The organism is Agrobacterium sp. SOY23 (assembly GCF_027212525.1).
GTDB classification, from domain to species: Bacteria; Pseudomonadota; Alphaproteobacteria; order Rhizobiales; family Rhizobiaceae; genus Agrobacterium; species Agrobacterium tumefaciens_I.
Window position 1 is genome coordinate 20,553 of record NZ_JAPWDT010000015.1, and the last position, 26,343, is coordinate 46,895.

The 26,343-nt window shown below is 60.1% G+C and carries 24 protein-coding genes and 2 pseudogenes; 9 read left to right on the forward strand and 17 right to left on the reverse strand.

Annotated features, from left to right (window positions below; all coding sequences use genetic code 11):
- Window positions 1-14 precede the first annotated feature (14 nt).
- On the forward strand, window positions 15-818 hold the full coding sequence (locus tag O3S81_RS25790; RefSeq protein ID WP_269347670.1) for an endonuclease/exonuclease/phosphatase family protein: 804 nt from the start codon (window positions 15-17) through the stop codon (window positions 816-818).
- 34 nt (window positions 819-852) lie between these two features.
- On the opposite strand, the gene O3S81_RS25795 is transcribed toward O3S81_RS25790, so the two are convergent.
- A complete protein-coding gene (locus O3S81_RS25795) occupies window positions 853-1,356 on the reverse strand; it encodes a hypothetical protein (protein ID WP_269347671.1) in 504 nt (167 codons plus the stop codon).
- A 209-nt stretch (window positions 1,357-1,565) separates the two neighbouring features.
- On the opposite strand from O3S81_RS25795, the gene O3S81_RS25800 reads away from it, so the two are divergent.
- A complete protein-coding gene (locus tag O3S81_RS25800) occupies window positions 1,566-2,852 on the forward strand; it encodes an MFS transporter (RefSeq protein WP_269347672.1) in 1,287 nt (428 codons plus the stop codon).
- A 48-nt stretch (window positions 2,853-2,900) separates the two neighbouring features.
- Here the strand turns inward: O3S81_RS25800 and O3S81_RS25805 are convergent, their stop codons facing one another.
- The 5 genes from O3S81_RS25805 to cysG form a co-directional block, all read right to left on the reverse strand.
- A complete protein-coding gene (locus tag O3S81_RS25805; protein WP_269347673.1) occupies window positions 2,901-3,713 on the reverse strand; it encodes a ferredoxin--NADP reductase in 813 nt (270 codons plus the stop codon).
- Window positions 3,714-3,860: 147 nt separating this feature from the next.
- A complete protein-coding gene (locus tag O3S81_RS25810) occupies window positions 3,861-4,367 on the reverse strand; it encodes a DUF934 domain-containing protein (protein ID WP_269347674.1) in 507 nt (168 codons plus the stop codon).
- A 10-nt stretch (window positions 4,368-4,377) separates the two neighbouring features.
- Window positions 4,378-6,048 carry a nitrite/sulfite reductase gene (locus O3S81_RS25815; RefSeq protein WP_269347676.1) on the reverse strand — a complete coding sequence of 557 codons (1,671 nt, stop codon included), beginning with the start codon at window positions 6,046-6,048 and terminating at the stop codon, window positions 4,378-4,380.
- 8 nt (window positions 6,049-6,056) lie between these two features.
- The gene (locus tag O3S81_RS25820; RefSeq protein WP_269347677.1) at window positions 6,057-6,371 is read right to left on the reverse strand and encodes a DUF2849 domain-containing protein; all 315 of its coding nucleotides are present in this window, start codon (window positions 6,369-6,371) and stop codon (window positions 6,057-6,059) included.
- Window positions 6,364-7,827, reverse strand: a complete 1,464-nt coding sequence (cysG, locus tag O3S81_RS25825) for a siroheme synthase CysG (RefSeq protein WP_269347678.1) — start codon at window positions 7,825-7,827, stop codon at window positions 6,364-6,366. Before cysG ends, O3S81_RS25820 begins: the two co-directional genes overlap by 8 nt.
- 218 nt (window positions 7,828-8,045) lie before the next feature.
- Here cysG and O3S81_RS25830 point away from each other — a divergent pair, with 218 nt between their 5' ends.
- Window positions 8,046-8,678 (forward strand): deaminase, encoded by a 633-nt coding sequence (locus tag O3S81_RS25830; RefSeq protein WP_442864995.1) that lies wholly within the window; start codon window positions 8,046-8,048, stop codon window positions 8,676-8,678.
- 74 nt (window positions 8,679-8,752) lie between these two features.
- A complete protein-coding gene (mazG, locus tag O3S81_RS25835; RefSeq protein ID WP_269347680.1) occupies window positions 8,753-9,598 on the forward strand; it encodes a nucleoside triphosphate pyrophosphohydrolase in 846 nt (281 codons plus the stop codon).
- A gap of 200 nt (window positions 9,599-9,798) precedes the next feature.
- On the opposite strand, the gene hflX is transcribed toward mazG, so the two are convergent.
- The 8 genes and pseudogenes from hflX to dusB all read right to left on the reverse strand — a co-directional run bounded on the left by hflX (window position 9,799) and on the right by dusB (window position 20,555).
- Entirely contained in the window at window positions 9,799-11,133 is a 1,335-nt protein-coding gene (hflX, locus tag O3S81_RS25840; protein ID WP_269347681.1) for a GTPase HflX, read from the reverse strand.
- 196 nt (window positions 11,134-11,329) lie between these two features.
- Window positions 11,330-11,572 carry an RNA chaperone Hfq gene (hfq, locus tag O3S81_RS25845; protein WP_003496145.1) on the reverse strand — a complete coding sequence of 81 codons (243 nt, stop codon included), beginning with the start codon at window positions 11,570-11,572 and terminating at the stop codon, window positions 11,330-11,332.
- 184 nt (window positions 11,573-11,756) lie between these two features.
- Window positions 11,757-13,142: pseudogene (gene trkA / locus O3S81_RS25850) on the reverse strand (Trk system potassium transporter TrkA); the annotation flags it as partial.
- Window positions 13,143-13,182: 40 nt separating this feature from the next.
- Window positions 13,183-14,547: a nitrogen assimilation response regulator NtrX gene (ntrX, locus tag O3S81_RS25855; protein WP_003521348.1), complete on the reverse strand. Its 1,365-nt coding sequence runs from the start codon at window positions 14,545-14,547 to the stop codon at window positions 13,183-13,185.
- A complete protein-coding gene (locus tag O3S81_RS25860; RefSeq protein WP_269347685.1) occupies window positions 14,537-16,798 on the reverse strand; it encodes a sensor histidine kinase NtrY-like in 2,262 nt (753 codons plus the stop codon). The genes ntrX and O3S81_RS25860 overlap by 11 nt, the downstream gene beginning before the upstream one ends.
- Before the next feature lie 147 nt (window positions 16,799-16,945).
- Window positions 16,946-18,397 (reverse strand): nitrogen regulation protein NR(I), encoded by a 1,452-nt coding sequence (ntrC, locus tag O3S81_RS25865; RefSeq protein WP_035217434.1) that lies wholly within the window; start codon window positions 18,395-18,397, stop codon window positions 16,946-16,948.
- A complete protein-coding gene (locus O3S81_RS25870; RefSeq protein WP_269347687.1) occupies window positions 18,394-19,542 on the reverse strand; it encodes a two-component system sensor histidine kinase NtrB in 1,149 nt (382 codons plus the stop codon). Before O3S81_RS25870 ends, ntrC begins: the two co-directional genes overlap by 4 nt.
- Window positions 19,539-20,555, reverse strand: coding sequence for a tRNA dihydrouridine synthase DusB (dusB, locus tag O3S81_RS25875; protein WP_269347688.1), 1,017 nt, complete (start codon window positions 20,553-20,555; stop codon window positions 19,539-19,541). The genes O3S81_RS25870 and dusB overlap by 4 nt, the downstream gene beginning before the upstream one ends.
- A 276-nt stretch (window positions 20,556-20,831) precedes the next feature.
- Here dusB and O3S81_RS25880 point away from each other — a divergent pair, with 276 nt between their 5' ends.
- Window positions 20,832-22,019 (forward strand): bifunctional 2-C-methyl-D-erythritol 4-phosphate cytidylyltransferase/2-C-methyl-D-erythritol 2,4-cyclodiphosphate synthase, encoded by a 1,188-nt coding sequence (locus O3S81_RS25880; RefSeq protein ID WP_269347690.1) that lies wholly within the window; start codon window positions 20,832-20,834, stop codon window positions 22,017-22,019.
- Window positions 22,016-22,525, forward strand: a complete 510-nt coding sequence (locus O3S81_RS25885; RefSeq protein ID WP_269347691.1) for a CinA family protein — start codon at window positions 22,016-22,018, stop codon at window positions 22,523-22,525. The genes O3S81_RS25880 and O3S81_RS25885 overlap by 4 nt, the downstream gene beginning before the upstream one ends.
- Here O3S81_RS25885 and O3S81_RS25890 read toward each other — a convergent pair.
- Window positions 22,507-22,962, reverse strand: a complete 456-nt coding sequence (locus tag O3S81_RS25890; protein ID WP_269347693.1) for a type II toxin-antitoxin system RatA family toxin — start codon at window positions 22,960-22,962, stop codon at window positions 22,507-22,509. The two genes, O3S81_RS25885 and O3S81_RS25890, sit on opposite strands and share 19 nt — an antisense overlap.
- Window positions 22,963-22,971: 9 nt before the next feature.
- Window positions 22,972-23,541 carry an AAA family ATPase gene (locus tag O3S81_RS25895; RefSeq protein WP_269347695.1) on the reverse strand — a complete coding sequence of 190 codons (570 nt, stop codon included), beginning with the start codon at window positions 23,539-23,541 and terminating at the stop codon, window positions 22,972-22,974.
- A gap of 248 nt (window positions 23,542-23,789) precedes the next feature.
- On the opposite strand from O3S81_RS25895, the gene O3S81_RS25900 reads away from it, so the two are divergent.
- From O3S81_RS25900 to O3S81_RS25910, 3 genes are all read left to right on the forward strand, one after another.
- Window positions 23,790-23,966, forward strand: a complete 177-nt coding sequence (locus tag O3S81_RS25900; RefSeq protein ID WP_003496171.1) for a hypothetical protein — start codon at window positions 23,790-23,792, stop codon at window positions 23,964-23,966.
- 127 nt (window positions 23,967-24,093) lie between these two features.
- Window positions 24,094-24,828, forward strand: coding sequence for a helix-turn-helix transcriptional regulator (locus O3S81_RS25905; protein WP_269347696.1), 735 nt, complete (start codon window positions 24,094-24,096; stop codon window positions 24,826-24,828).
- A 91-nt stretch (window positions 24,829-24,919) separates the two neighbouring features.
- Complete coding sequence (locus O3S81_RS25910; protein ID WP_269347698.1) at window positions 24,920-25,849, forward strand: DMT family transporter; 930 nt, start codon at window positions 24,920-24,922, stop codon at window positions 25,847-25,849.
- 205 nt (window positions 25,850-26,054) lie between these two features.
- Here O3S81_RS25910 and O3S81_RS25915 read toward each other — a convergent pair.
- A pseudogene (locus O3S81_RS25915) lies at window positions 26,055-26,343 on the reverse strand (lipoyl synthase); the annotation flags it as partial.

Below are 26,343 nucleotides of genomic sequence, written 5' to 3' on the forward strand. Positions count from 1 at the left end.
GACAAGGAGTGTAGATGCGTCTGATCTGCCTGAATGGCTGGGGTGGGAATCTCCATGACGAGCTTGTTCCCTATCTCTCCTCATCCGACCCCGATATTCTGTGTCTGCAGGAAGTGGTGCATACGCCAATCGCCAATGAGGATTGGCTGATCTACCGCGACCACGGCATAGACCTGCCGCAAAGAGCGAATTTCCTTCGGGATGTCGCAGATGCCCTGCCCGATCATGTGGCGATCTTCTGTCCGGCGGCGCAGGGCGACCTCTGGCACGGCGAAATGCGGTATCCCTCACAATGGGGACTGGCGACCTTCGTGCGCAAATCCATTGCCGTGATTGCGCAGGCACAGGGTTTCGTTCACGGCGCCTTTTCAGCGGATGGATACGGCGATCATCCGAGATCGCGCACTGCCCATGCCATTCGTGTTTTCGATTTCAGTACCGGCCGCCCAACCGTTATCGCCCATATGCATGGCCTGCGGGACATTGAGGGCAAACACGATACCCCCGCGCGGCAGGCGCAGGCAAAACGCCTCGTCCAATTGGTCAGGACCGTCGCGGAAGAAGGTGACCGTGTCATCGTCTGCGGTGATTTCAACGTTCTGCCGGAGAGCGAGACTTTCGCCGTGCTAAAAGAACTCGACCTTGTCGAGCTGGTTACGACGCGCGGCTTTACCGACACACGAACCTCCCATTATGCCAAGCAGAACCGCTATGCGGATTATATGCTGGTCAATCCGTCCGTGCAGATCCACCACTTCGATGTGGTTAGACAGCCGGAAGTCTCGGATCATCGCCCGCTTTTGCTCGAGTTCAGTTGAGACGCCGGTTTCCCTTCAGGTCCGCCGAAGGCCATCAGCGCACCAGGCGGATATCGCTCGTCACCACCGTTTTTCCGGTCCTGCCGTCCCTGTCGGTGGTGCGTAGCCGCAAACCATTGTCACCGACCTTCTCGATGGTCATGGCGGCAACGCGGTCACCGTTGACATCTCGGTGCCAGCGGACAGTGAGATTGATCGCATTACCCCGGCGATTGCCGGCGAGCGCCGAAGGGCGGCCGGAAGGGCCCGTATAGGTGCCGCTGTAACGCTCGCCGCTGGCAGCCAGATCGGCGGCGATGGCGCGTTTTACCACGACAAGCCCCCGGCAGGTGCCCGACATACGCAAGGCTGCCGCCTCTGCGTCGGTACTGAGTGTGCAATTGACCTTGATTGGCGGCATGCCGATGCGGGTGATCACCGTTCCCCTGCCCGTCCAGTTGCCTTCCAGCGACGAAAGGAACCCGCTCTCGTCGGCAAGTACGGGATTTACGGCAAGCAGGCTTGCGAAAGATAAGATAATGGCGGCCTTCGATTTCATGGCGATCTTCCGGTGCGATTTGGTGGAAGGTAACTCGCAGATTGCGGAAAATGTTCCTGATGCGGTTTTCCGGTCGGTGACACCATTGCCGGGCAATCATTTTGTCTTTGTCGTGCAACCAAATGCCCATAGACATGGTTTGGACGCTTGGCGGCGATTTCATGCCGGTACCAGACATATTGTGAGACATATTTTTCGGAGCTTATTTCATGACGACCATCGGCGTTTCGGCACCACAGGCCAACCTTCCCTCCGGTGGCCTGCCACGCAGCGGTTTTTCCGACCGCACGCTTTTTGCACTGGCGGCGCTGAACTTCTTTCTGGCCGATGCGCGGGACGGGCTTGGGCCGTTTCTCGATGCGTTTTTGGCCACCAATGGCTGGTCGGCGCTTTCCCTTGGCCTGATCGCGACGGTCGGCGGTCTGGTCGGTCTTCTGGCGACGCCGCTTTGCGGCGCGCTTGTCGATGGCACGGTGTGGAAGCGGACGCTGATCGCGGTGCCTGTCGTTCTGGTGACGATCGGCGCGCTGATAACGCTTATCTTTCCCGATGTATGGATCGTCTGGACCGGTCAGATCATGACCGCCGTCGTCGGTGCGGTGGTCGGCCCGGCGCTTGCCGGGCTCACGCTCGGTCTCGTTGGCGAACGGCTGTTTTCCCGGCAGATTTCGCGAAACGAGTTCTGGAACCACGGCGGCAACTTCGCGTCGCTCTTCGCGACATATGTCGCCGTTTCCTTCTTCGGCCTCAATGGCGTCATCGGCCTGATGCTGCTTACGGCGGCGGGTGCGCTTGTCGCCACGGCCGCGATCGACCCTGACAGGATCGACCACAAGGTTGCGCGCGGCCTTGCCGAAGACAGGGGCGAACCCGGCCCGTCCGGCATCAATGTGCTGTTTCACGAACGCGGACTGATCCTGCTCGCCGTCATCCTGCTCATCTTCCATTTCGGCAATGCGCCGATGGGCAGGCTTCTGGCGCAGGATTTTGCCATTGAATTGCAGACGCCATTCCGCACGACTGCCATCATCACCGGCGTCGCACAGTTCGCCATGATCTTTGTCGCCGCCATGGCGCCATGGCTCATCCGCCGCTTCGGCCTTGCCACGGTTTTCCTCGTCGCGCTCGCGGCCTTGCCGATCCGTGGTTTTCTCGCATCCGCCGTTACCGATTTCTGGGTGATTTTTCCGGTGCAGTTTCTCGATGGCATCGGCGCCGGTCTGTTGGGGATCGTGACGCCGGTGGCGGCCGAGCGGATCCTGAAAGGCACCGGGCGGTTCAATGTCGGTCTCGCCAGCGTGATGATGGTACAGGGTATCGGGGCTTCGTTCAGCAACGTCGTTGCGGGCTGGCTGGTGACGAAAGGCGGTTATGCCCTGTCGCATCTGGTGGGCGGCGGCATTGCAGCGATCGCGATTGCCCTTTTCCTTGTTTACCGGCACGAGATCGCGCCGAAGCAGAATGACGAAATGGAGGCCTGGACAGCGGGCAAATAAAAAGGAGGCCTTTCGGCCTCCTTCAAAAACATCCGTGCGGCCTCTTATTCAGCCGACGAAAGCACGTTCGATCACGAATTCGGCGGGCTTGTTGTTGGCGCCCTCGGTCAGGCCGGCTTTTTCAAGCAGTTCTTTGGTGTCCTTCAGCATGGCCGAGGAACCGCAGATCATGCCGCGATCGATGGCGGGATCGAGTGCCGGCACGCCGAGATCGGCAAACAGCTTGCCGTTTTCGATCAGCGTGGTGATGCGGCCCTGGAAGGGGTAATCCTCGCGGGTGACGGTCGCATAATGCTTGAGCTTGTCGCCGACGATCTCGTTCAGGAATTCGTGGTTGCGGATTTCCTCGACCAGATCGAAGCCATATTTCAGCTCGGCGACATCGCGGCAGGTATGGGTGAGGATGACCTCTTCGAACTTTTCATAGGTCTCGGGATCGCGGATCAGGCTCGCGAAGGGCGCGATGCCGGTGCCGGTCGAGAACATGTAAAGCCTTCTGCCGGGCGTCAGTGCATCCAGAACCAGCGTGCCTGTCGGCTTCTTGCGCATCAGGACGGTATCGCCGGGCTTGATCGCCTGGAGATGCGAGGTCAGCGGGCCATTCGGAACCTTGATCGAGAAGAACTCCAGTTCCTCGTCCCAGGCGGGGCTGGCGATGGAATAGGCGCGATAGATCGGCTTTTCGCCGACCATCAGGCCGATCATGGCGAATTCGCCGGAACGGAAACGGAAGCCGGCCGGACGCGTCATGCGGAAACGGAACAGGTGGTCCGTATAGTGCTCCACCGACAAAACCGTCTCGGCGTAAACACCGTCCGGTATCTTGATCGCGAAATCTTCCGTCTTGGCTGGCGCGTTCATTTCAGGTTCCGTCCATTCTCATCGGTAAGCGACATTCTCCAACCGGGCAATTATACCATTTTTGCCGAAGTTTGAAGGCATGAGAATGTCAATACTGCCATGTGCGTAGGAAATATGTATTTAAAACTCATATTTCCGCGCAACGTGTCATTGCGACGCACGACGACGCCAGCTATAGGCCTCGCTACCCGCCGCCGGTCGGGCCGTCGGCTGGTAATAGACCGGGATTTCCGGCAGGCGATTTTCGGACAGGCGGCGGATCGCCGTGCCGTTCGTCACCGCAAAGCTGGTAAAGCCGGTGCGCAGCATCAGCGGCACCTGGTCGATCAGCACGTCGCCGACCGCCCTCACCTCGCCCGCAAAGCCGAGACGGCTGCGCAGCAGCGAAGCGTGGCTGAAACCACGGCCGTCATTGAATGCCGGAAAGCTCACGGCCACAAGGTCGATACGGTCGAGATAAGGCCCGAGCCGGGTGACATCGTCAGCCGGCGAAATCAGCACGCCAAGGCCGATATCGTTGCTTTCGGCGGCACGGACCAGGAAATCGGCGAGCGGCAACACCGGCTTCTGATCCGCCCCGGCCTTCACTTCTTCCGTTTCGATGACCCAGGGATCGTTTTCCACGAAGCCGTCGCGGTTCCAGATTTTCGTCATATCCATCTCCTCAGGCGGCTTCAGCGGCGGAACCGTAGAGCGCATCCTTGAAGGGCTGCGGTCCGACGCGGCGATAGGCTTCGAGGAAGTTTTCTTCCTTCGAAAGGCGCAAGCCCAGATAGGTGTCGACGATGGTCTCGATGGCGTCGGTGACTTTTTCTGGCTCGAAACCGCGACCGATGATCTCACCGATCGAGGTATTTTCGTCACCCGATCCGCCAAGCGTGATCTGGTAGAGTTCCGCGCCCTTCTTTTCCACGCCCAAGAGGCCGATATGGCCGACATGGTGGTGGCCGCAGGCATTGATGCAGCCGGAAATCTTGATCTTCAGCTCACCGATTTCCGCCTGACGCTCCGGCGCGCCAAAGCGGGTGGAGATTTCCTGCGCCACCGGAATGGAGCGCGCATTGGCAAGCGCGCAATAGTCCAGCCCGGGACAGGCGATGATATCGGTGATCAGCCCGGCATTGGCGGTGGCAAGACCGGCGCCCACCAGCGCACGATAGACCGGTTCGAGATCGGCCAGCGCTACATGCGGCAGGATGATGTTCTGCTCATGGCTGATGCGGATTTCGTCAAAGGCATATTCCGCGGCGATGTCGGCGACGAGTTCCATCTGCTCGTCGGTCGCGTCACCCGGAATGCCGCCGATCGGCTTCAGCGAAATCGTCACCATGCCGTAGTCGGGGTGCTTGTGCGGCTTGACATTCTGCTCGACAAAACGGGCGAAGCCTTCGTCGGCCCGCTTCCAGCGCGCCAGGCTTTCCCAACCTTCCGGCCGGTCCGTCAGCGCCGGCGGGGCGAAATAGGTGGTAATGGCGGCAATATCCGCATCTGGCAGCTTCAATTCGGTGTTCTTCAGCTCGGCGAATTCCACCTCGACCTGACGGGCCAGCTCTTCCGCGCCGGTCTCATGCACGAGGATCTTGATGCGCGCCTTGTATTTGTTATCGCGGCGGCCGTGCAAGTTATAAACGCGCATGACTGCCGTGGTGTAGGACAAAAGGTCCTCTTCCGGCAGGAAGTCGCGGATCTTCTTGGCGATCATTGGCGTGCGCCCCTGCCCGCCGCCGACATAAACGGCAAAACCGATCTCGCCCTTGTCGTTCTTTTTCAGATGCAGGCCGATATCGTGGACCTGAATGGCGGCGCGGTCGCGCTCTGCACCCGTCACCGCGATCTTGAACTTGCGCGGCAGGAAGGAGAACTCGGGATGCACGGAAGACCACTGACGCAGGATTTCCGCATAGGGACGCGGATCGGCGACTTCGTCTGCCGCAGCACCGGCGAAGTGATCGGCGGTCACGTTGCGAATGCAGTTGCCAGACGTCTGCAGCGCATGCATTTCCACGCTTGCCAGTTCGGAAAGGATATCCGGCGTGTCCGAGAGGCGCGGCCAGTTGTACTGGATGTTCTGGCGGGTGGTGAAGTGGCCGTAACCCCGGTCATATTTACGGGCGATATGGGCGAGCATCCGCATCTGCTTCGAATTCAGCGTACCGTAGGGAATGGCGACGCGCAGCATATAGGCGTGCAGCTGAAGGTAGACACCATTCATCAGGCGCAGCGGCTTGAATGCGTCCTCGGCCAGCTCGCCGGACAACCGGCGCTCGACCTGATCGCGAAACTGCGCCACGCGGCCTTCAACAAATGCGTGATCGAACTCGTCGTAACGGTACATATTCTTCCTCAGACTGCGATAAATGCTGCATCGGCCGGCTTGTAGCCGGTGGCATAGTGCATGGTCGGGCCGGCGGCGCGGATGCGCTCGCGAAGACGCGTCGGCCAGAGCTTGCCATTCTCCTCCACGACGTCGACGAGAGCGACGTCAACGACCTTGTTGGCGGAAAAATCGCGCTTGCCGATTTCCTCGAACGAGGCCACGGCCTCCGCATGGCGGGCGACGATCGCGTCCTGCAGCTTCTCGGTCCATTCGCCATTGGCGTCGAGCCACACGGCAATGCCGTCGCTCAGGCGATTGGCGGTCAAAACCTTGTCAACCATTCACATACTCCCGTTTGAGGTTCGCTGGCTTGGCTGCAAGCGCAAGCGCCTCGGATCTGTCGAAATTGGCGCCCGCAACGGCATCGCCGATGATGACCATGACCGGGCCGGTCAGCTCATCGCGATGTTCGAGGTCGGGCAGATCGTTCAATGTGCCATGCAGCAGGCGGCGATCCGCGCGGCTGGCATTTTCGATGACGGCGACGGTGGTTTCCACGCCAAGCCCCGCATCGATCAGCCGCTTGGCCACCGAGGCGGCCACGCTGCGGCCCATATAGACGGCAATGGTGGCGCCGGAGACGGCAAGACGCGCCCAGTCGGGCAGGACATCGCCGGTCAGATCGTGGCCGGTGGTGAAAATCAGCGAAGAAGCGACACCGCGCAGCGTCAGCGGCAATTCGAAATCCGCAGCCGCGGCGAAAGCGGAAGTGATGCCCGGCACGATTTCATAAGCGATGCCGGCCTCGCGCAGCGCTGCCATCTCCTCGCCAGCGCGGCCATAAACCAGCGGATCACCGGATTTGAGGCGCACGACACGTTTGCCTTCCTGGCCGAGACCCACCAGCAGGCGATTGATTTCATTCTGCGATTTGCTGTGGCAACCCTTGCGCTTGCCGACGGAGAGCCTTTCGGCATCGCGGCGACCCATATCGACAATAGCCTGCGGCACCAGGGCGTCATAAACGATCACATCGGCTTCCATCAGCACGCGTTGGGCGCGCAACGTCAGCAGGTCTTCTGCACCGGGGCCAGCGCCAACCAGCCAGACGCGGCCTTCGCTGCGTTCAGGAGATTGCAGCAGACGGTCAACCGCCTGACGGGCGGACGGCGTATCGCCAACCGCGACGGCATCCGCAACAGCGCCAGAGAAGAAGCGACGCCAGAAATTACGCCGCAGGGCGCCCTTCGGCACATTTTCCTCGGCCGCATCGCGATATTGCACGGCAAGACGTGCGAGTTTGCCAAGCGACGGCGACAACATCTGGTCGATGCGGGCGCGGATCATCTGAGCAAGAACCGGCCCTGCCCCTTCCGTGCCGATGGCGACGGCGACGGGTGCGCGGGCGACAAGCGCCGGCGTGAAGAAATCGCAGAATTCCGGCTGATCCACCGCATTGGCGGGGATTTTTTTTGAACGCGCAACGGTGACGATCTCACGGTCCAGCGCCTCGTCGCCGGTGGCGGCGAAGACCAGGGTGGATTCCTCAAACAAATGACCTGCGAAACCCAAAGTGCGATGATCGATGCGGTTTTCCTGAAGATAGCGCGAAAAATCCGCTTCCGGCTGGTCGGCATAGGCAACGATATGGGCGTTGGTATTGGCGAGCAGCCTCACCTTCGCGAAAGCCTCGTCACCATTCCCGAAGACAGCCACCTGCCGTCCTTCGACCCGGAAGAAAGCGGGGAAGGTTGAAAGGCGGTCGCCAGCAGCGGAAAAATCATGTTCGTTGTGCATTGGACATATATCCCGCATTGCGGTTCAAGATTGAAGAAACAGAAATTCAAGCCTTTCCGGGACCTGGATTTTTATTTCTCGAAGACCCCGGTTTTGGAGGAAAACAAACCGGCAATGATTTTCAGAGCCTTGGCAGGGCTTTAGAATCCCCTCGGAATCCCTTGACAAAGCGGGTGCCCGCGCCGAACAAGGAACGACAATCATCTGTCGATTTCTCCATGCGAAGACCGCTTTTGACTGAAGCGGCACGAAGGATCAGACCCTTGACCAGCCAGACGCTCGCCGCCCGCCTCCTCGATGTCATCGAACACGATATTCTGCCGCTGACGGTGCGCGGCGTCAGCCTGGGCAACAAGGTTTTCGGGGCGGCTATCCTGCGTAAATCCGACCTGTCGCTCGTTGTTGCCGAGACCAATAACGAGCTGGAAAATCCGCTCTGGCATGGCGAAGTGCATACGCTGAAGCGGTTCTACGAACTGGGCGAAAAGCCGAACACCAAGGAGCTGATTTTTCTCTCCACCCACGAACCCTGCACCATGTGCATGTCCGCCATCACCTGGGCCGGTTTCGACAATTTCTACTCCTTCTTCAGCCATGAAGATTCCCGTGACGCTTTCGCCATTCCGCATGACCTGAAGATTCTGAAGGAAGTCTTCGGGCTGGAACCGGGCGGTTATCGCCGCAATAATGCCTTCTGGAATTCCTTCTTCATCGCCGATCTGGTGGAAAGCGAAAACGATCCGCTGAAAAGCACATTGAAGGCGCAGACGGCACGCATCAAGGCCGTCTATGACGATCTTTCCACCAGCTACCAGTCATCCAAGAGCGACAACGATATTCCGCTGAATTAGGACATTTCCGGGAAAAGTGCGTAGCGGTTTTCCATCCGGACAATGCGTAAACTAAAAACGAAGGTTTAGACACGATGGAAGCCTCGAAGGATATTTCCCGCCTGATCGAGATCATGGAAGCGCTGCGCCAGCCGGAAACCGGCTGCCCCTGGGATGTCGTGCAGACCTTCGAGACGATCAAGCCCTACACGATCGAAGAGGCTTATGAGGTTGCCGACGCCATCGAGCGCAAGGATATGGACGATCTTTGCGAAGAACTGGGCGATCTTCTCCTGCAGGTGGTTTTCCACGCCCGCATCGCCGAGGAACGGGGCGAGTTCGCCTTTGGGGACGTGGTGCATGCCGTCACCTCGAAGATGATCCGCCGCCATCCGCATGTCTTCGACGTCTCCGATGCCGATACGCCTGACAGCGTCAAGCTGCAATGGGACCAGATCAAGGCTGAGGAAAAACGCGAAAGGGCGGAGCGCCGCGCGCGCCGGGGCATCACCGAAGATTTCAAGGCCGGGTTTCTGGGCGGCGTGCAGCGCAGCCAGCCGGCGCTGACGGAAGCTTTAAAGCTGCAGGAACAGGCCGCCCGCGTCGGTTTCGACTGGTCTGACCCGGCCCCCATCCTCGACAAGATCGAGGAGGAAATCGCTGAACTGCGGGAGGCGCTGGCGGAAGGAAAGCCGGAGAAAGTCTCTGACGAACTCGGCGATCTGATCTTTGCGCTGGTCAATATCGGCCGCCACGTCAAAGCCGATCCGGAAAATGCCCTGCGTGGCACCAATACGAAATTCCGCAGGCGTTTCAATCACATAGAGACGTCGCTCAGCGACAATGGCGAAACGTTGAAAGAGGCGAGTCTCGAGAGGATGGAAGATTTGTGGCAGGCAGCGAAACGGATCGAGCGTTCGCTTGATGCGGTTTCGTCCTGACCACTCGGGATATGCATTAAGACAAGGAGTGCTCAGCGCTTCGAGGATTGTTTATAGAGGTTGAGAACTTCTCCTCCGTCATGCTCGGGCTTGTCCCGAGCATCTGCTGCCTATCGATTTTGAATACCGTGGCAGATCCTCGGGATAAGCCCGAGGATGACGTCGAATGTGACGAAAGCTTGCCATCGTCCGCAGAACGCTCAGCGCTCCCAGTCTTCCCGCTCGCGGATGGTCGTCTTTCCAAGCTTCCGTTCCAGCTCGGCAGCCTGCGCTTCCGAGAGGCGCACATCGAGTGCAACCGATCCGTCCTCGTGATCTTCACGGCCGTCGACGATGGAATTGCTGTAGACCCAGGAGATCAGCGGCAATTGCTCGACGGAAAGCACCACGGTGGTTTCCGTCAGCACACCGGACAGACGCTTTGAAATCTCGTCCATCAGGGCGTCAACGCCCTCGCCCGTGATGGCGGAAACGGCGCGGATATCCGAGCGACCTTCGGCGCGCTGCATGATGGCATCGTGCGCTTCCGGTTCCAGACGGTCGACCTTGTTCCAGACCTCGATGATGCGCTTTTCAGCTTCCTTCTCATCGATACCGAGATCGTTAAGAATGCGCAGCACATCCGCAGACTGGGCGGCATTATCCGGGTCGGACATGTCGCGCACATGCAGGACGAGATCGGCTTCGAGTACTTCTTCCAGCGTCGCGCGGAAGGCGGCGACCAGATGCGTCGGCAGGTCGGAGATGAAACCGACCGTATCCGACAAAATGACGGTTCGGCCATGCGGCAGTTTCATGCGGCGCAGGGTCGGGTCGAGCGTTGCGAACAGCATGTCTTCGGCCAGAACACCCGCACCGGTGATGCGATTGAACAGCGTCGATTTGCCGGCATTGGTATAACCAACCAGCGCGACGATCGGATGCGGCACCTTGCGGCGCTTGGCGCGATGCAGCTGGCGGGTACGCACCACCTGCTCCAGTTCCTTCTCAAGCTTTACGATGCGATCCTGCAGCAATCGTCTGTCAGCTTCGATCTGCGTTTCACCCGGACCGCCCATGAAACCCGCGCCACCGCGCTGGCGTTCAAGGTGGGTCCAGCTTCGAACGAGACGACCCTTCTGATAGTTCAGATGCGCGAGATCGACCTGAAGAGTGCCCTCCTTTGTGGAGGCGCGGCGGCCGAAGATTTCAAGGATGAGACCCGTGCGGTCGATGACCTTGGCGTTCCACTGTTTTTCGAGATTACGCTGCTGCACCGGGGTGAGCGGGTGGTCAACAATCACCAGGCCGGAATCGGTCTCATCGAGAAGATGGCCGATTTCCTCTATCTTGCCGGTTCCGAACAGGGTCGCGGGCCGCGGCTGGTTGACGGCGACGATGAGCCCCTGGGTCACCTCGAGATCGATGGCAAGCGCCAGCCCTTTTGCTTCCTCGAGCTTGGCTTCCGTGGAACGGCTGGGAGCAGCCGGGGCTGCCGTGGCGTCACGATTTTCGCGCTGCTGCTTGAGGACAGGCACGAGCACGACCGCGCGCATGTCGTCGCGGCGCTTTTCCTGCTCCGGAATGATCGATTCGTTCGAGGTGTCGCGTGTTGAAATGGGCTCGGCCTTATCCAGAAAGAATGTTACGGCCGACCGCCTCCCGACGGAGAGCCATGGAGATTAACCTGACGGGATCGGAAATGTTCCCGATCCGGATCAGTCTATTTTGAATATCCGTCAGGGAGCCTGATCAGGCCGCGCCTTCTTCGCTCTCGAACATCTGCATCGGCTGGCCGGGCATGATGGTGGAGATAGCATGCTTGTAGACCAGCTGCGAATGACCATCGCGGCGCAGAAGCACGCAGAAATTGTCGAAGGAGGTGACAACGCCCGTCAGCTTGACGCCGTTGATCAGGAAAATCGTGAGCGAAATCTTTTGCTTACGAACGGTATTGAGGAAGAGATCCTGAAGGTTTTGAGAACGTTCCGCCATGGCGCCGCTTCTTTCTTTTTTGCCGGCAGGGATACCGGAAAATAATCAATCAATAATAAGCCGGCCGAGTCTTGTCCCCCGCTTGGCCGACCTCAAACTCTGGTATCAAATCATGTTCCGTTCCGCAACGGCGAAAACAGTGTGACGACTACGAGTATTGACCCACATTTTCAATTCGGGACAGTCAAAAATATTGTATCGAAACACGGAAAAGTTGTTCCACGTCGCGCACCGCATCGGCGGATGCAAACAGCACGACACGGTCCTTCGCCTTGATTTTCGTGCTGCCATCCGGGCGGATCACCACACCATCGCGGTAGATCGCGCCAATGCGCACGCCATCCGGCATATCGATATCGCGGAAGGACTGGCCGACCAGCGGCGAAGTCTCCAGCGCTTCCGCCTCAATCACCTCTGCAGAGCCGCGCTGCACGGCATAGACCGAACGGATGCGGCCTTTGCGCACATGCTGGAGAACGCGGGAGATCGTCACAGCCCGGGGGTTGATATAGGCATCGAGCCCGAGCGAGCGGGCAACATCATGGAATGACGTGCTGTTCAAAAGCGCCAGATTCGATTTGCAACCGAGCTGCTTGGCGATCACGGCGGCCAGAATATTGGTCTGGTCGTTATTGGTAAGCGTGACGATCAGATCGGCATCCTGGATATCCGCCTGCATCAGAATTTTCTGATCGAGGGCCGAGCCATGCATGACGATGGTGTGGCTGAGCTGTTCGGAAGCGGCGACCGCCCGGTCGCGATCCGCCTCGATGATCTTCACCCGCGTTTTCGGCTGCATTTCCTCGATCTTGCGTGCGACGAAATGCCCGATATTGCCGGCGCCCGCAATGACGATGCGCTGCGCCTCCTGCTCCTCGTGGCCAAAGAGGCTCAATGTGCGGCGGGCGTGCTGGCGCTGGCAGATGACATAGGCAAGGTCACCCACGCGCAACTGCTCTGAGGAATGCGCCACCTTGAGAATGCCATCGCGATAGATACCGACCACGGTGGCGATGAGGTCCGGAAACAGGCTGGAGAGCTGCTGCAGCGGCGTGTTGATGACAGGACAATCTTCCATGCACTCGATGGCCAGCATGTAGATCGTATCTTCAGCAAAGCGTACCACGTCGGTAGCGCCCGGAAAGGCGATACGCCGCAGTACCATCTTGCCGACTTCGACTTCCGGGGAAATCGTCACATCGATGGACATGTTCTCGCGGCTGAAGAGATCGGCATATTCCGGTTTCAGATAGCTCTGGTCACGGATGCGGGCAATCTTGGTCGGCACGCTGAAGAGCGCATGCGCCACTTCGCAGGCGACGATATTGATCTCGTCATGCAAGGTTACGGCGATGATCATGTCGGCCTGATCCGCACCGGCCTTGGCCAGCATGTCGGGATGGGCGCCGTGGCCGACATAACCGCGTACATCCAGCGTCTCGGTAATGGCGGTGATCAGCGCCGCGGCCGTATCGATCACCGATACCTCATTATCCTCCCGCGACAATTGTTCGGCGATGCCGTAACCCACCTGCCCTGCGCCGCAAATGATGACTTTCATGCTGTCTCTCTGAAGGAATAATCGGTTACGACGACTGGGCCTTCCTCCCTTATACTCCGAGAGATTTCAGTTTGCGATGCAGTGCCGACCGTTCCATGCCGACAAATTCCGCCGTGCGCGAAATATTGCCGCCGAAGCGGTTGATCTGGGCCATCAGATAATCGCGCTCGAACATTTCACGGGCTTCGCGCAGCGGCAGTGTCATGATGTGCTGGTCGCCCTGCGCTGAAATCTTCGGCAGCATGTCGCCGATATCCGAAGGCAGCATGTCGGCCGAGATCGGCGCTTCGCCGCCTTCGGGACGGGCGAGAATCATCAGCCGCTCGATATTATTGCGCAGCTGGCGGATATTGCCCGGCCAGTCATGCGTCTGGAGAACGGCCATGGCGTCATCGCCGATCTTGCGCGGACGAATGCCGGCCTGTTCTGAAATCTGGCGCATGAACATGTCGACAAGGAACGGAATATCCTCGCGCCGTTCCGAGAGCGCCGGCACCTTGACCGGCACGACGGCGAGACGGTGGTAGAGGTCCTCGCGGAACTGCCCTTCGGCGATCAGGCTTTCGAGGTGATGGGCGGTCGATGAAATGATGCGCACATCCACCTTCACCCGCTTGCCGCCACCGACACGCTCGAACTGCTGGTCGACCAGCACGCGCAGGATCTTGTTCTGCGTTTCGCGCGGCATCTCGCCCACTTCATCGAGGTAGAGAACGCCACGATGGGCTTCTTCCAGAGCGCCCACCTTGCGGGGCTGCCCGGGCAAGCCTTCCGTGCCGAACAGCGCGATTTCCATGCGATCCGGCGTGATTGTCGCGGCGTTCAGCGCCACGAAGGGACCGCTGGCGCGCGAGGACTTCTTGTGCACCATGCGCGCCACCAGCTCCTTACCGGAACCGGAGGGGCCGAGGATCATGATGCGGCTGTTGGTGGGGGCAACCCTGTCGATGGTCTGGCGCAGCTGCGAAACCGCAAGCGAGGCGCCGACGAGTTCAACCGCGTCACCGGTGCGCTTCTTGAGTTCCTGAACCTCGCGCTTCAGCTTGGAGTTTTCCAGCGCCCGCTCGGCAATCAGTATCAGCCGGTCGGCCTTGAACGGCTTTTCGATGAAATCGAACGCGCCACGCTTGATGGCATTGACGGCGGTTTCGATATTGCCGTGACCGGAAATCATGACGACAGGAATTTCGGGATGGCGGCTCTTGATCTCATCCAGCAACGCCAGACCGTCGAGCTTCGAGCCCTGCATCCAGATGTCCAGAAAGATCAGGCGCGGCACGCGTTCCGAGATGGCGGCCAGAGCGCTGTCGCTGTCGAAGGCCATGCGGGTCTCGTGGCCCTCATCGGAAAGAATACCCGCTACGATTTCGCGAATGTCCGCCTCGTCATCCACGACCAGAATATCAGACGCCATATGCTGCTTCCTTGTTATTTTCGCCGCCGACCGCCTCGATATAGGGCAGCAGCACTCGGATCATGGCGCCATGGCCATGGTCGAATTCGGCAGGGGCATCGTGGAGTTCCAGATACCCGCCATGTTCCTCAATGATCTTCTTGACGATGGCCAGACCAAGGCCCGTGCCCTTGTCCCGCATCGTCATATAGGGTTCGAGAATGCGGTGACGGTTCTCGACGGGAAGGCCGCGGCCATTGTCGATGATGTCAGCCACGAAACGCGAATTGGCCTCATCGAAGGATGCGCGCACCAGGATTTTACCCGGCCGCTTTTCGCCTTCCACCGCCTCAATCGCTTCCGTCGCATTCTTGATGAGATTGCCGAAGGCCTGACCCAGCATGCGGGCATCGAACATACCCTCCAGCGGGATATCGCCCAGTTCCGTCGCGAACTTCGTGTCGGCGGCACTGATTTCCCGGAGGAAGGCCGCATCCTTCAGGATCGACCGCAGGTCCGACTTTTCCTTCGTCGGCTTCGGCATGCGCGCAAAGGCGGAGAATTCGTCCACCATCCGGCCGATATCGCCGACCTGACGGACGATGGTGTCCGTACACTGGTCGAAGACGGCGCGGTCGCTCTCATCGATCTGCTTGCCGAAACGGCGCTTGATGCGCTCGGCGGAAAGCTGGATCGGTGTCAGCGGGTTCTTGATTTCATGCGCGATGCGGCGCGCGACATCCGACCATGCGGTGGAGCGTTGGGCGATGACGAGATCGGTAATGTCGTCGAGGGTGATGACATAAGAATCGCGGCTATCGCGGGCATCCTCACGGGTCACCTGCACATTCAGCGTCCGCTCTTTGCCGCGCCGCATAATGTTGATCTGCTTGCGGAAATTGCCGCGGGACCAGGTGTTGGCCTCGGTCACCACCTGGTCGATCTCAGGCGCGATCTCGGAAAGCTCCGCGCCGATCAGCTGCTCGGAACTCAGCGCCAGGAATTCCTCGCCCGACGGATTGACGATGGTGATCTTGCGGTTCTCGTCAACGCCGATGACGGCGGCGGTGACACCTGACAGCACGGCTTCGATGAAGCGGCGACGGTCGTCAATGTCATCCTTGGCCTCGATGATCTGCTCCTGCTGACTGCGCAGCTCCGAGACCATCTTGTTGAAGGTGCGTGACAGGCGCCCGACGTCGCCATCCACGGCGCGAACGGGAACCAGCACATGCATGTTACCGGTGGCGACGCTGTCTGCGGCACCGATGAGAAGACGGATCGGCCGCACGATCCGGTCGGCGACCGCGATTGCCGTCCAGATGGCGACCAAAAGCACGATCAGCGCAAAACCGAGATAAAGGATCGCAAAGGCGATCTGCAGCGGCGCGCGGCCCGCCTCCATATTCTTGTATTCCGCGCGGTTCTCCTCCATCAGCCGCATCGCGCCCATCACCTTCGGGTCGACGGCGCGCACGGTGTAAAGGAAGGTGCCGCTGATGCCTTCGAGCTTGATGATGGCGCCGACAAGGTTGGTGATACCGGGCGGGATCAAGGTCGGCTGGCCGGCCGCGGCCTTTTCCAGCGCGTCATGCGGGATGGCGGGCAGCGGTTTTTCCGTCTTGAGGTCGGCCTGGGCGACGGCGTCGCCGTCCTCCTGCACCAGAAACGCGCCAAGCAGGCCACGGCCTTTGGCCTGACGGGTCATCAGCTCGACGAAGCCGGTACGGTCGAGATAAAAAAGCGCGCGGTTGCGGTCGAGGTCGGTGGCCATCGACAGGGTCTGGCCCTGCAGATAGCCGGCATTTTCCATCATATAGGCTTGGGCGATATTGCCCGATGATTCGACAATCGATTGGGTGCGGATCGAAAACCAGCGGTCGAGACCGACATTCAGCGTCAGGCTGGCGAAGATCGCCACGAGAACCGCCGGCGTGATCGCCACGATGGAGAAAAGCACGACGATGCGAACATGCAGACGCGCCGCCGCCCTGCCCTTTTTTCGCGCTTTCAGCAGCCGGTTGATTTCGCGGCCAATGAGAACGATCAGGCCAATCACGAAGATCGAATTGATCACCACCGAGGCGATAACGACATTGGTTGTCGGCGCAATCGGCGTCACGCCCATAAGCACGAAGAGGGTGACGATAGCACAGACAAGGGCAACGCCGGCGAGCACCAGCCCCGGCAGGGCGAAAGACATCCTGCGATCGGCAACCACCATTCCCGCTGCCTCGTCGGCAACGTCGTGTTCGGCGGCGGATTTCCGCATGCGCTACTCCCAATCGCTGGCCAGCCAGCACCACAATCTTGAAGTCAGGCAAGACTCGCCCCAATCGGCGAATCTCTCCTTCCTAGTGTTTTCCAAGCAACACAATGTGGCGAAAATGCAACGACAAATGCGACCTTGTCAACATTCTCAGCTGGGGCGGGAACTGCGATAGACGGAAACGCCAAGCTCGCGGATTTTCTTGCGCAGGGTATTGCGGTTGAGACCGAGCAGATCGGCGGCCTTGATCTGGTTACCACGCGTCGCAGTCAGAGCGGCGAGAATCAGCGGATACTCGAGTTCGCGCAGCACGCGGTCATAAAGGCCGGGCGGCGGCAGGCCATCACCGAAGCTGGCGAAATAATCCCGCATGTTTTCTTCGACCGCCTGCGAAATGGTGAGCGAACCGGTGCGAACCGCCATCTTGTCCAGCGGGCTGTCGGGGACATCCGACTGCAGTTCCTGCTCGATGATCTCGCGGGTGATGACTTCCTGCGGATAAAGCGCCATCAGGCGGCGGATGAGGTTTTCCAGCTCGCGCACGTTGCCCGGCCAGGCATAGGCCTTCATGACTTCCAGCGCCTCGCTCTCGAAACGCTTGCCCTCCAGACCTTCCTTTTCGCCCTGCTGGATGAAATGGCGCACGAGATCGGGAATATCCTCGGCACGGTCACGCAGCGGCGGCAGGCGCAGCGGTACGACGTTGAGGCGGTAATAGAGGTCCTCGCGGAAGAGACCCTGATTGATCGACTGTTTCAGGTCCTTGTTGGTGGCGGCGACGATGCGGACATCGGTGCGGATCGGCGTGCGCCCACCCACCGTCGTATATTCGCCCTGCTGCAACACGCGCAGCAGGCGCGTCTGGGCATCCATCGGCATGTCGCCGATTTCATCGAGGAACAGCGTGCCGCCTTCAGCCTGTTCGAACCTGCCAGTGGAGCGGTTCTGCGCACCGGTAAAGGCGCCCTTCTCATGGCCGAACAGTTCCGATTCGATGAGATCGCGCGGGATGGCTGCCATGTTGATGGCGACGAAGGGGCCGTTGCGGCGCTTGCCGTAATCATGCAGCGCCCGCGCCACCAGCTCCTTGCCCGTACCGGATTCACCCGTGATCATCAGCGTGAGATCGGTCTGCATCAGGCGGGCGAGAACGCGGTAGATTTCCTGCATAGCCGCCGAACGGCCGACGAGCGGCATACCGTCCTGCATGTCGTCATCGAGCTTGGCCGGCTTGCGCTTTGGCTCGGAGAGCGCGCGGCCGATGATGGCGATCAGTTCCGTCAGGTCGAAGGGCTTGGGCAGGTAGTCGTAGGCGCCCTTTTCCGAGGCCTTGATGGCCGTCATGAAAGTGTTCTGGGCGCTCATGACGAGAACCGGCAGGTCCGGACGGGCCTTCTTGATGCGCGGCAGAAGGTCGAAGGCATTTTCGTCCGGCATCACGACATCGGTCACGACGAGATCGCCCTCACCTGCCGACACCCAGCGCCAGAGCGTTGCGGCATTGGAGGTAATGCGCACGTCATAACCGGCGCGGCTGAGCGCCTGGTTCAGAACGGTGCGGATTGCGGCATCATCATCGGCGACGAGGATCGTAGCTGTCATCTGTCATTTCCTGTCGTGTTCGGCAAAGAGCTGTCGTCGAGCGCCACTTCCGGCGAGACGGGCATCAATACGCGGAAAGTCGTGCGGTGGTTCTGGCTGTCGCATTCGACAATGCCGCCATGGGCACCGATCAGCTTGGCGACAAGCGCCAGGCCAAGGCCCGAACCATTCGTCTTGGTGGTGATGAAGGGATCGAAAAGATGCGGTAGCAGATCGGAGGGAACCCCCGGTCCATTATCATGCACGCAGAATTCGAGCGGCAGCGAGATGCGCTCGCGGCTGCCGGCAACCGAAAGCCGCATGCCAGGACGGTAGGCCGTGGTGAGGATGATCTCGCCATCCGGCTGGTTGCCCACGGCCTCGGCCGCATTCTTCACGAGATTGAGGAAGACCTGCACCAGCTGGTCGCGATTGGCATAGACCGGCGGCAGCGACGGGTCGTAATTCTCGGAAATCTTGATGTTGCGGGCAAAACCGGCCTTGGCGATGGCCTTCACATGATCGAGCACCGAATGGATGTTGACCGGCACGCGGTCCACCGGCCGCTCGTCGGAAAACACTTCCATGCGGTCAACCAGCGAAACGATGCGGTCGGTCTCGTCACAGATCAGCCGCGTCAGCGCCCGGTCTTCGTCGGCAACGGAGGTCTCCAGAAGCTGGGCAGCGCCGCGAATACCGGAGAGCGGGTTCTTGATCTCATGCGCGAGCATCGAGGCAAGGCCCGTGACGGAACGGGCGGCGGCGCGATGGGTCAATTGCCGGTCGATCTTGTCGGCCATCGACCGTTCCTGGAAGACGACGACCACCGATCCCGGTTCGCTGACGACGGGCGCCACATAGAGATCGACCAGCTTGTCCTGGCCGAGGCGCGGGGAACTGAGATCGACGCGATATTCGTTGACCGGCGCGCGACGCTCCCGCACCTGATCGATCAGCGCCAAAAGCGGGCTGCCGAAGGGAATGAAGGTGGACACGCGATAGCGGGCAAGATGGGAGGCGCTCGCCCCGAAAAAGGCTTCGGCTTCCCAATTAGCGAATGCGATGAAACCTTCGCCATCCACCAGAATGACCGGGTTCTGCACCGCGTTCAGAACCGCCATGGCGAGCGGGTTCGCATCTGCCGGGCTGTGTTTGTCAGCGCTCATGCGGCCTTCCTTGCGGCGTCTTCGCCCGCATTGTCGCTAAGGGCGGAGCGCAGCAGATCCGCCACCTCCCCCGTGTCACGCGATGTCATGATTTTTGCCTTTTCGGGCGTGGCAATGTCGGACGCGGAACGGTCGAGATACCAGCCCAGATGTTTGCGGGCATGCCGGAGACCGGCTTCCCTTCCGTAAAATTCCAGCATCATCTCGTAATGTTCGATGGCGATGGCGGGAATATCCTCGCGCTGCGGCGCTGCATGTCCGGCGAGCACCGCCGGCAGCCAGGGCTGCCCCTGTGCGCCGCGGCCGACCATGACGGCATCCGCACCGGAACGGCGCAGGATTTCGCGCGCATCATCGGCCGTTTCCACATCGCCGTTGGCGATCAGCGGCACGGAAATCGCTTCGCGCACAGTGCGGATGGCATCCCAGTCTGCCCGCCCCTCATAAAACTGCATGCGGGTGCGGCCGTGAATGGTGATGAGCTTGACGCCTGCCGCTTCGGCGCGGCGAGCAATCTCCGGTGCATTGATGGTGTTTTCGTCCCAGCCGAGCCGCATCTTCAGCGTTACCGGTACATCGACAGCGCCGACCGTCGCCTCAATCAGCGACAGGGCATGATCTGGATCGCGCATCAAAGCCGAGCCGGAATAACCGCCGGTCACCTTCTTGGCCGGGCAACCCATGTTGATATCGATGATGCCAGCGCCGTTATCGGCAGCAATCTTCGCGGCCTCCGCCATGAAATGCGCCTCGCGCCCGGCAAGCTGCACCATGTGCGGCACCATGCCAGCATTTTTCAGCCGGGCCCAGGATTCTCCCCTGTTAGCGACGAGTTCGCGGCTTGCCACCATTTCCGTCACGACCAGACCCGCGCCATAACGCCAGGCCAGCTGCCGGAACGGCAGATCCGTCACGCCCGACATGGGCGCCAGCACCGCACGATTACGGATCGTGACTGAGCCGATGCTGAACGGTTCTGACAACTCCGGAAGATGCAATTGATGATCTTTCATGCAGAAGGGTTATTTGCATTATTTTTAGACAGTGTTTGCGCGGTTGCCAAGCACTTTTAGAGGGTTGCACCTTTTATTTGCTGGGCGACTGCCTGCCTGTTTTGCTGTCGGCGGCAATTTGTGCAGGTTCAAAGGCGCAAGTACGGTCGATCCTGCGACCTGCAGGGGCGAATGCGCGTCTTATCGGGCTGGCCATCCGGGTTTTGAAACGCTAGAGCAGGACTGTCAACCGCTAAGGGTTGCGCACAAAGCATATGACCAATGCAGGAAAGTACTATGAAATTCGGCATCGTCATCGTCGCCGCCGGACGCGGTGAAAGGGCAGGCTCACCCGAGGAAGGGCCCAAGCAATATCGTCCGATCGGCGGCAGGGCCGTGATCGAGCATACATTGGCGACGTTCCTCGGCTGGAACGACACCTGCCCGATCGTGGTGGTCAGCCATGCCGACGATGCGGCGCTGCTGTCGCCAATTCTCCAGCGGCTCGATGCCGGAGAGCGGATCACCACGGTAACGGGCGGCGCGACACGCCAGCAATCGGTTCTGGCCGGGCTGGAGGCGCTCTCCTCGCACGGCCTCACCCACGTGATGATCCACGATGCCGTGCGGCCTTTCGTCGCCACGGACATGCTGGAGCGTATTGTGGCGCTGCATCGGGCGGGTGCGGGGGGAGTTCTGCCTGCCCTGCCCGTCACCGATACGCTGAAGCGCGGTACGGGCGATCGCGTCGTGGAAACGGTTTCCCGACAGGGGCTTTATGCGGCGCAGACACCGCAGAGCTTTAATTACAGCGATATTCTCGTCGCGCATCGCGCCGCAGCCAGCTCTGGCAAGACGGATTTCACCGATGATGCATCGATTGCCGAATGGGCGGGACTGACGGTGACGCTGACCGAAGGTTCGGTCGACAATGTGAAACTCACTCTCAAGCGGGATATCGCCATGGCCGATGAAAAGCTCTCCCACGCATTGCCCGATGTGCGCACCGGCAATGGTTACGACGTGCACCAGCTGGAGGCCGGCGACGGCGTGACGCTCTGCGGCATCTTCATCGAACACGACCAGAGACTGAAAGGCCATTCGGATGCGGATGTGGCGCTGCATGCGCTGACGGATGCACTTCTCGCCACCTGTGGCGCCGGCGATATCGGCGATCATTTCCCGCCTTCCGATCCGCAATGGAAGGGGGCCGCCTCGCGCATCTTCCTTGAACATGCGGCAAAGGTCGTGCGCGACAATGGCGGCACGATCATGAATGCCGATGTCTCGCTGATTGCCGAAGCGCCGCGCATCGGCCCGCACCGTCAGGCCATGCGGGAAGCACTCTCCGACATGCTCGGCATTGCGCTGGAGCGCTGCTCGGTGAAGGCGACGACCAATGAAACGATCGGCTTCGTCGGCCGCCGGGAAGGCATAGCCGCAATCGCTACCGCTACCGTTGTCTATCGAGGCAGACCGCTATGAGCCTTTTCCCTGAAGACATCGAAGAACTGGCACAGCAGATCATCACTGATTTCACCGCCCGTGGTTTGATGGTCTCAACGGCGGAAAGCTGCACGGGAGGATTGATCGCCGGCACGCTGACGGAAATTGCCGGCTCCTCCGCCGTCGTCGACCGTGGTTTCGTCACCTATACCAATGACGCCAAGCGGGACATGCTGGGGGTTGGCGCCGAGACGCTGGCGACATTCGGCGCGGTCTCCCGACAGACCGCGTTGCAGATGGCGCATGGCGCCCTCTTCCGGTCGCGGGCGGATTTCGCCGTGGCGGTGACCGGCATCGCCGGCCCGGGCGGCGGTTCAGCCGAAAAGCCGGTAGGGCTGGTGCATCTGGCCGCCAAGGCGCGTTCTGGCGGGTGGCTGCATAAGGAGATGCGTTACGGCGAGATTGGCCGCACCGAAATCCGGCTTGCGACGGTGAAAACCGCGCTTGAGATGCTGATTGCCCTCAATCAGGCCGGGTCGGTGTAGATTTTGTCGGCGCGGGTCTCGAAGGCTTCTGCGAACATGCGGAAAGCCCGATCGAACATCGAGCCCATCACAGCACCCAGCAGCCGGCTCTTGAATTCATAATCAATGAAGAAATGAATGGCCGTGCCGCCATCTTCGGCCTCTTCGAAACGCCAGCGATTATCGAGATATCTGAACGGCCCATCGATATATTTCACGTCGATGGCGCGCTCGGCCGGATTCAACAGAACCTGTGTGGTGAAGGTTTCGCGAATGGCCTTGTAGCCCACCGTCATATCCGCCACCAGCAGCACCTTGCCATCCCGTTCCTTGCGCGAGCGGACGACGAGCGCTTCGCAAAGGGGCAGAAACTGCGGATAGGTCTCCACATCGGCGACAAGGTCGTACATGCGGTCTGGCGAGTGTTTGACAAAGCGATGCGTTTCGAACTGGGGCATAAGCGGCAGTTAATCCGCGATGCGCAGAAGATCAAGAAGGCGGCGAAACTGTTTTCGGCTTTTCAGCTGGAATACCGGCACGCCCTGGCCGTAAAGGGCAAAATTCTGCTCGAAGATCGGGGCATGGCGACGTTCGAAATTCCAGATATAGCGCAGGAAATCGACGTCTATCCTTTCCGGGCACCCTTCGGCCATTTCCGGCCGCGCCTTGCCATATCCCCTGATCGCCCGGCTGACGGCGCCCCACAGGCAGAGCCAGCGCGGCATGCGCACCCACACAACGATATGGGACCTCGGCAGGCGCATGTCAAAAGACGATGGATTGCTGCCATCCATCAGCCAGCGCTCCTCGGTGATGATGGCGGCGATCCTCTGCCGTTGCTCCTCACGCGGGCGCGCCTGCCAGCCGGGCAGCCAGAAGACTTCACGGTCCATGGAGATGTAACGAAGTCCGAAATTGCGCGCGAGCTTCTGCGAAAGCGTCGATTTGCCGCCGCCAGAGCAGCCGACGACCAGGATGCGTTGCGCCCCGGCGATGATCGTCGCGGCATCTTCCACCCTATGAAGATAGTTCGGCATTTCATAAACCTCATCTGACCGCTGGATATATTTCCGCCACGCAATAGCCACCGGGCACGGTATTGTCGTTGCGCATGGCAGTTACGGAAAATTGACTATTGCAACCCCGTCTCAGGGATTGCTATTTATTTGCGTCTAATATTACACCCACTGGATGCAAACGCGCCGGGCCCTCCCGATTTCCCCGCGCCTCTTCATCTTTGGGTTCAGACCCGATACATAACCGCTTTGAGCCACTGAGTGAGCCGATGGACGATTTTTCCAACATCATCAACCTTCTCGAATCCGCCAAGCAACTCGCATCGATGAACGGCATGCCGGTGCTTGCCTATCTCATCGACGTCGCGAAATGCGAAGCGAGAGAGAACAAGCCGGTTCTGCGCAAGCGCAAACGCGGCGAATCGACCGCCAAGGAAGACTGTTAATTGCCAGCGGTACAGCCGAGCGATAAAGCCGGCTGGCCCAATCTTCAAGACGATGTCATAATCATGCAACGGAACCGGCCGCTTTTTCGAGGCGGCCATTTCTTTGCACAATGGAAACGACAACGTCATGACATCCGCATCCGCCGATATCAGAACCTACAGGCAGGAAAGACCGAAGGAACGGCATGGCTTCGTGCAGATCGTTCTTCCCGTCTCCGGTAGCCTGCGGATCGATGTGGCCGGGCGGCAGGATGAGCTCTCCACCGGACGCGGCGTCTTCATCCATCGCGATGCGCCGCACACGCAGGAAGCGACGGCGATCAACCATTCGCTGGTGGTCGATCTCGATGAAAGTGCCGTTTCCGAACGCACGCTCGAAAAATTCTCCCGTAGTCCCTTTCTTGATATTGCCCCGGAAACACGGCAATTGATTGCCTATATGCGCGGCCTCATCGGAACGGATGGGCGGCGCGACGATGTCGCCGGCCTATGGGCGCCGCTTCTCGTCGACAGCCTCGCAAATGAAAGAACCGATATCCGCGAGCGCCTGCGCTGGCTTGGCGCCGTCGTCCGGGCGGAGCCTTTCTTCCCCTGGACCATCGACATGCTGGCAGCCTGCGCCTCGATCAGCGACAGCCGTCTGCATGCGCTGTTCCTCGAAGAATTCGGTCTCTCGCCTCACCGCTGGCTGGCCGGGCTTCGCATGGACAAGATCTGCGCCCTGCTCAACGATTCCAGCCTGCAGATTGCCGAAATCGCACTCAGGGCCGGTTTTTCCGACCAGACGGCGCTGACGCGCGCCATGCGCAATATTGTGGGCGAAACACCTGCCGCCTATCGCCGCAACCGCGGTATCCACTAGAACCGCCGTTCATTCGTCAGGAGTTTTTGTCAAGACAGCCGCAAGGGCCTGTGGCACATCGCAGGCAAATGTGAATGCGGATATGACAGACATGAACAGGACAGGTCTCGGTGTATTTTACGGCATGCTGGCGGGTGCGCTCTGGGGCGGGATATTCCTCGCGCCCAAACTCGTGCCGGATTTTTCCGCGCTGCAACTCTCGACGGCACGTTACCTCACCTACGGGCTGATTTCCCTCATCATCATCGGGCCGCGCCTGAGGCGGGTATCTGCCCATTTCGGCGCGCGGGAATGGTTCGCGCTCGGCTGGCTGAGCATGATCGGCAACATCGCCTATTATGTCTTCATATCGACGGCGGTGAAGCTGAGCGGTGTCGCCTTCACCTCCATCATCATCGGTTTCCTGCCGGTTGCCGTCACCATCATCGGCAGCCGCGACCATGGCGCGGTGTCGCTCCGGCGGCTTTGGCCATCGCTCGTTTTCGGGGCAATCGGCATCATCGGCATTTCCTGGCAATCGCTGATGGAAAGCGACGGTGGGCTGGATATGTCCCGCGTCATCGGCCTTGCCTGTGCGCTGGGGGCGCTTGCATCATGGACCGCCTTTGCAGTCGGCAATGCCCGCTGGCTGTCCCGCCTTCATGATGTCAGCGCCGATGACTGGAACATGATGACGGGCGTGGTGACCGGCGCCCTTGCGCTGGCGCTCGCCATCCCGGCCTTTGCCTTTGGCGGAGAAGGCCACAGTTCGGGAGACTGGCTGCACTTCGTGACCGTTGCAGCAGTCCTCGGCTTCACCGCCTCCATTCTCGGCAACGCACTCTGGAACAGGATGAGCCGGCTGCTGCCGCTTACCATGGTCGGGCAGATGATTTTGTTCGAAACGCTGTTTGCGCTGCTTTACGGCTTTCTCTGGGAAGGGCGTGGGCCGACACTCATCGAGGTCGTAGCAATCTGCTCGGTGGTGCTGAGCGTGGTGCTATGCATGCGGGCGCACCGGCCGGAGAAGGTCGTGGCGTGATCGGGTTACACCGCAATCAAGCGGCTGAACCATTTCACAGGCACCGTCACGAACACGGCGCATCCTCGGGCCTGCCCCGAGGATCCAATCACCTATCATAAAATTCATGGGTTGCAGATGCTCGGGACAGGCCCGAGCATGACGGCGGAGAGAGCGATCAAATCGCCCAACCGTAACGCCATGTGTTGCCGGGCTTTTCCGTCCCTTACTCCGCAGCCGCCAGCAGCTTCTTCTCGCGGGCAGCGCGCAGACGCTCGAAATCGTCGCCAGCATGGTGCGAAGAGCGAGTAAGCGGGCTGGAGGAGACCATCAGGAAGCCCTTGGTATAGGCGACTGTCTCGTAGGACTTGAATTCCTCCGGCGTCACGAAGGCCTCGACCTTGTGGTGCTTGCGGGTCGGCTGCAGATATTGGCCGATGGTCAGGAAATCCACATCGGCGCTGCGCAGATCGTCCATCAGCTGCAGCACTTCATTGCGCTCTTCACCGAGGCCA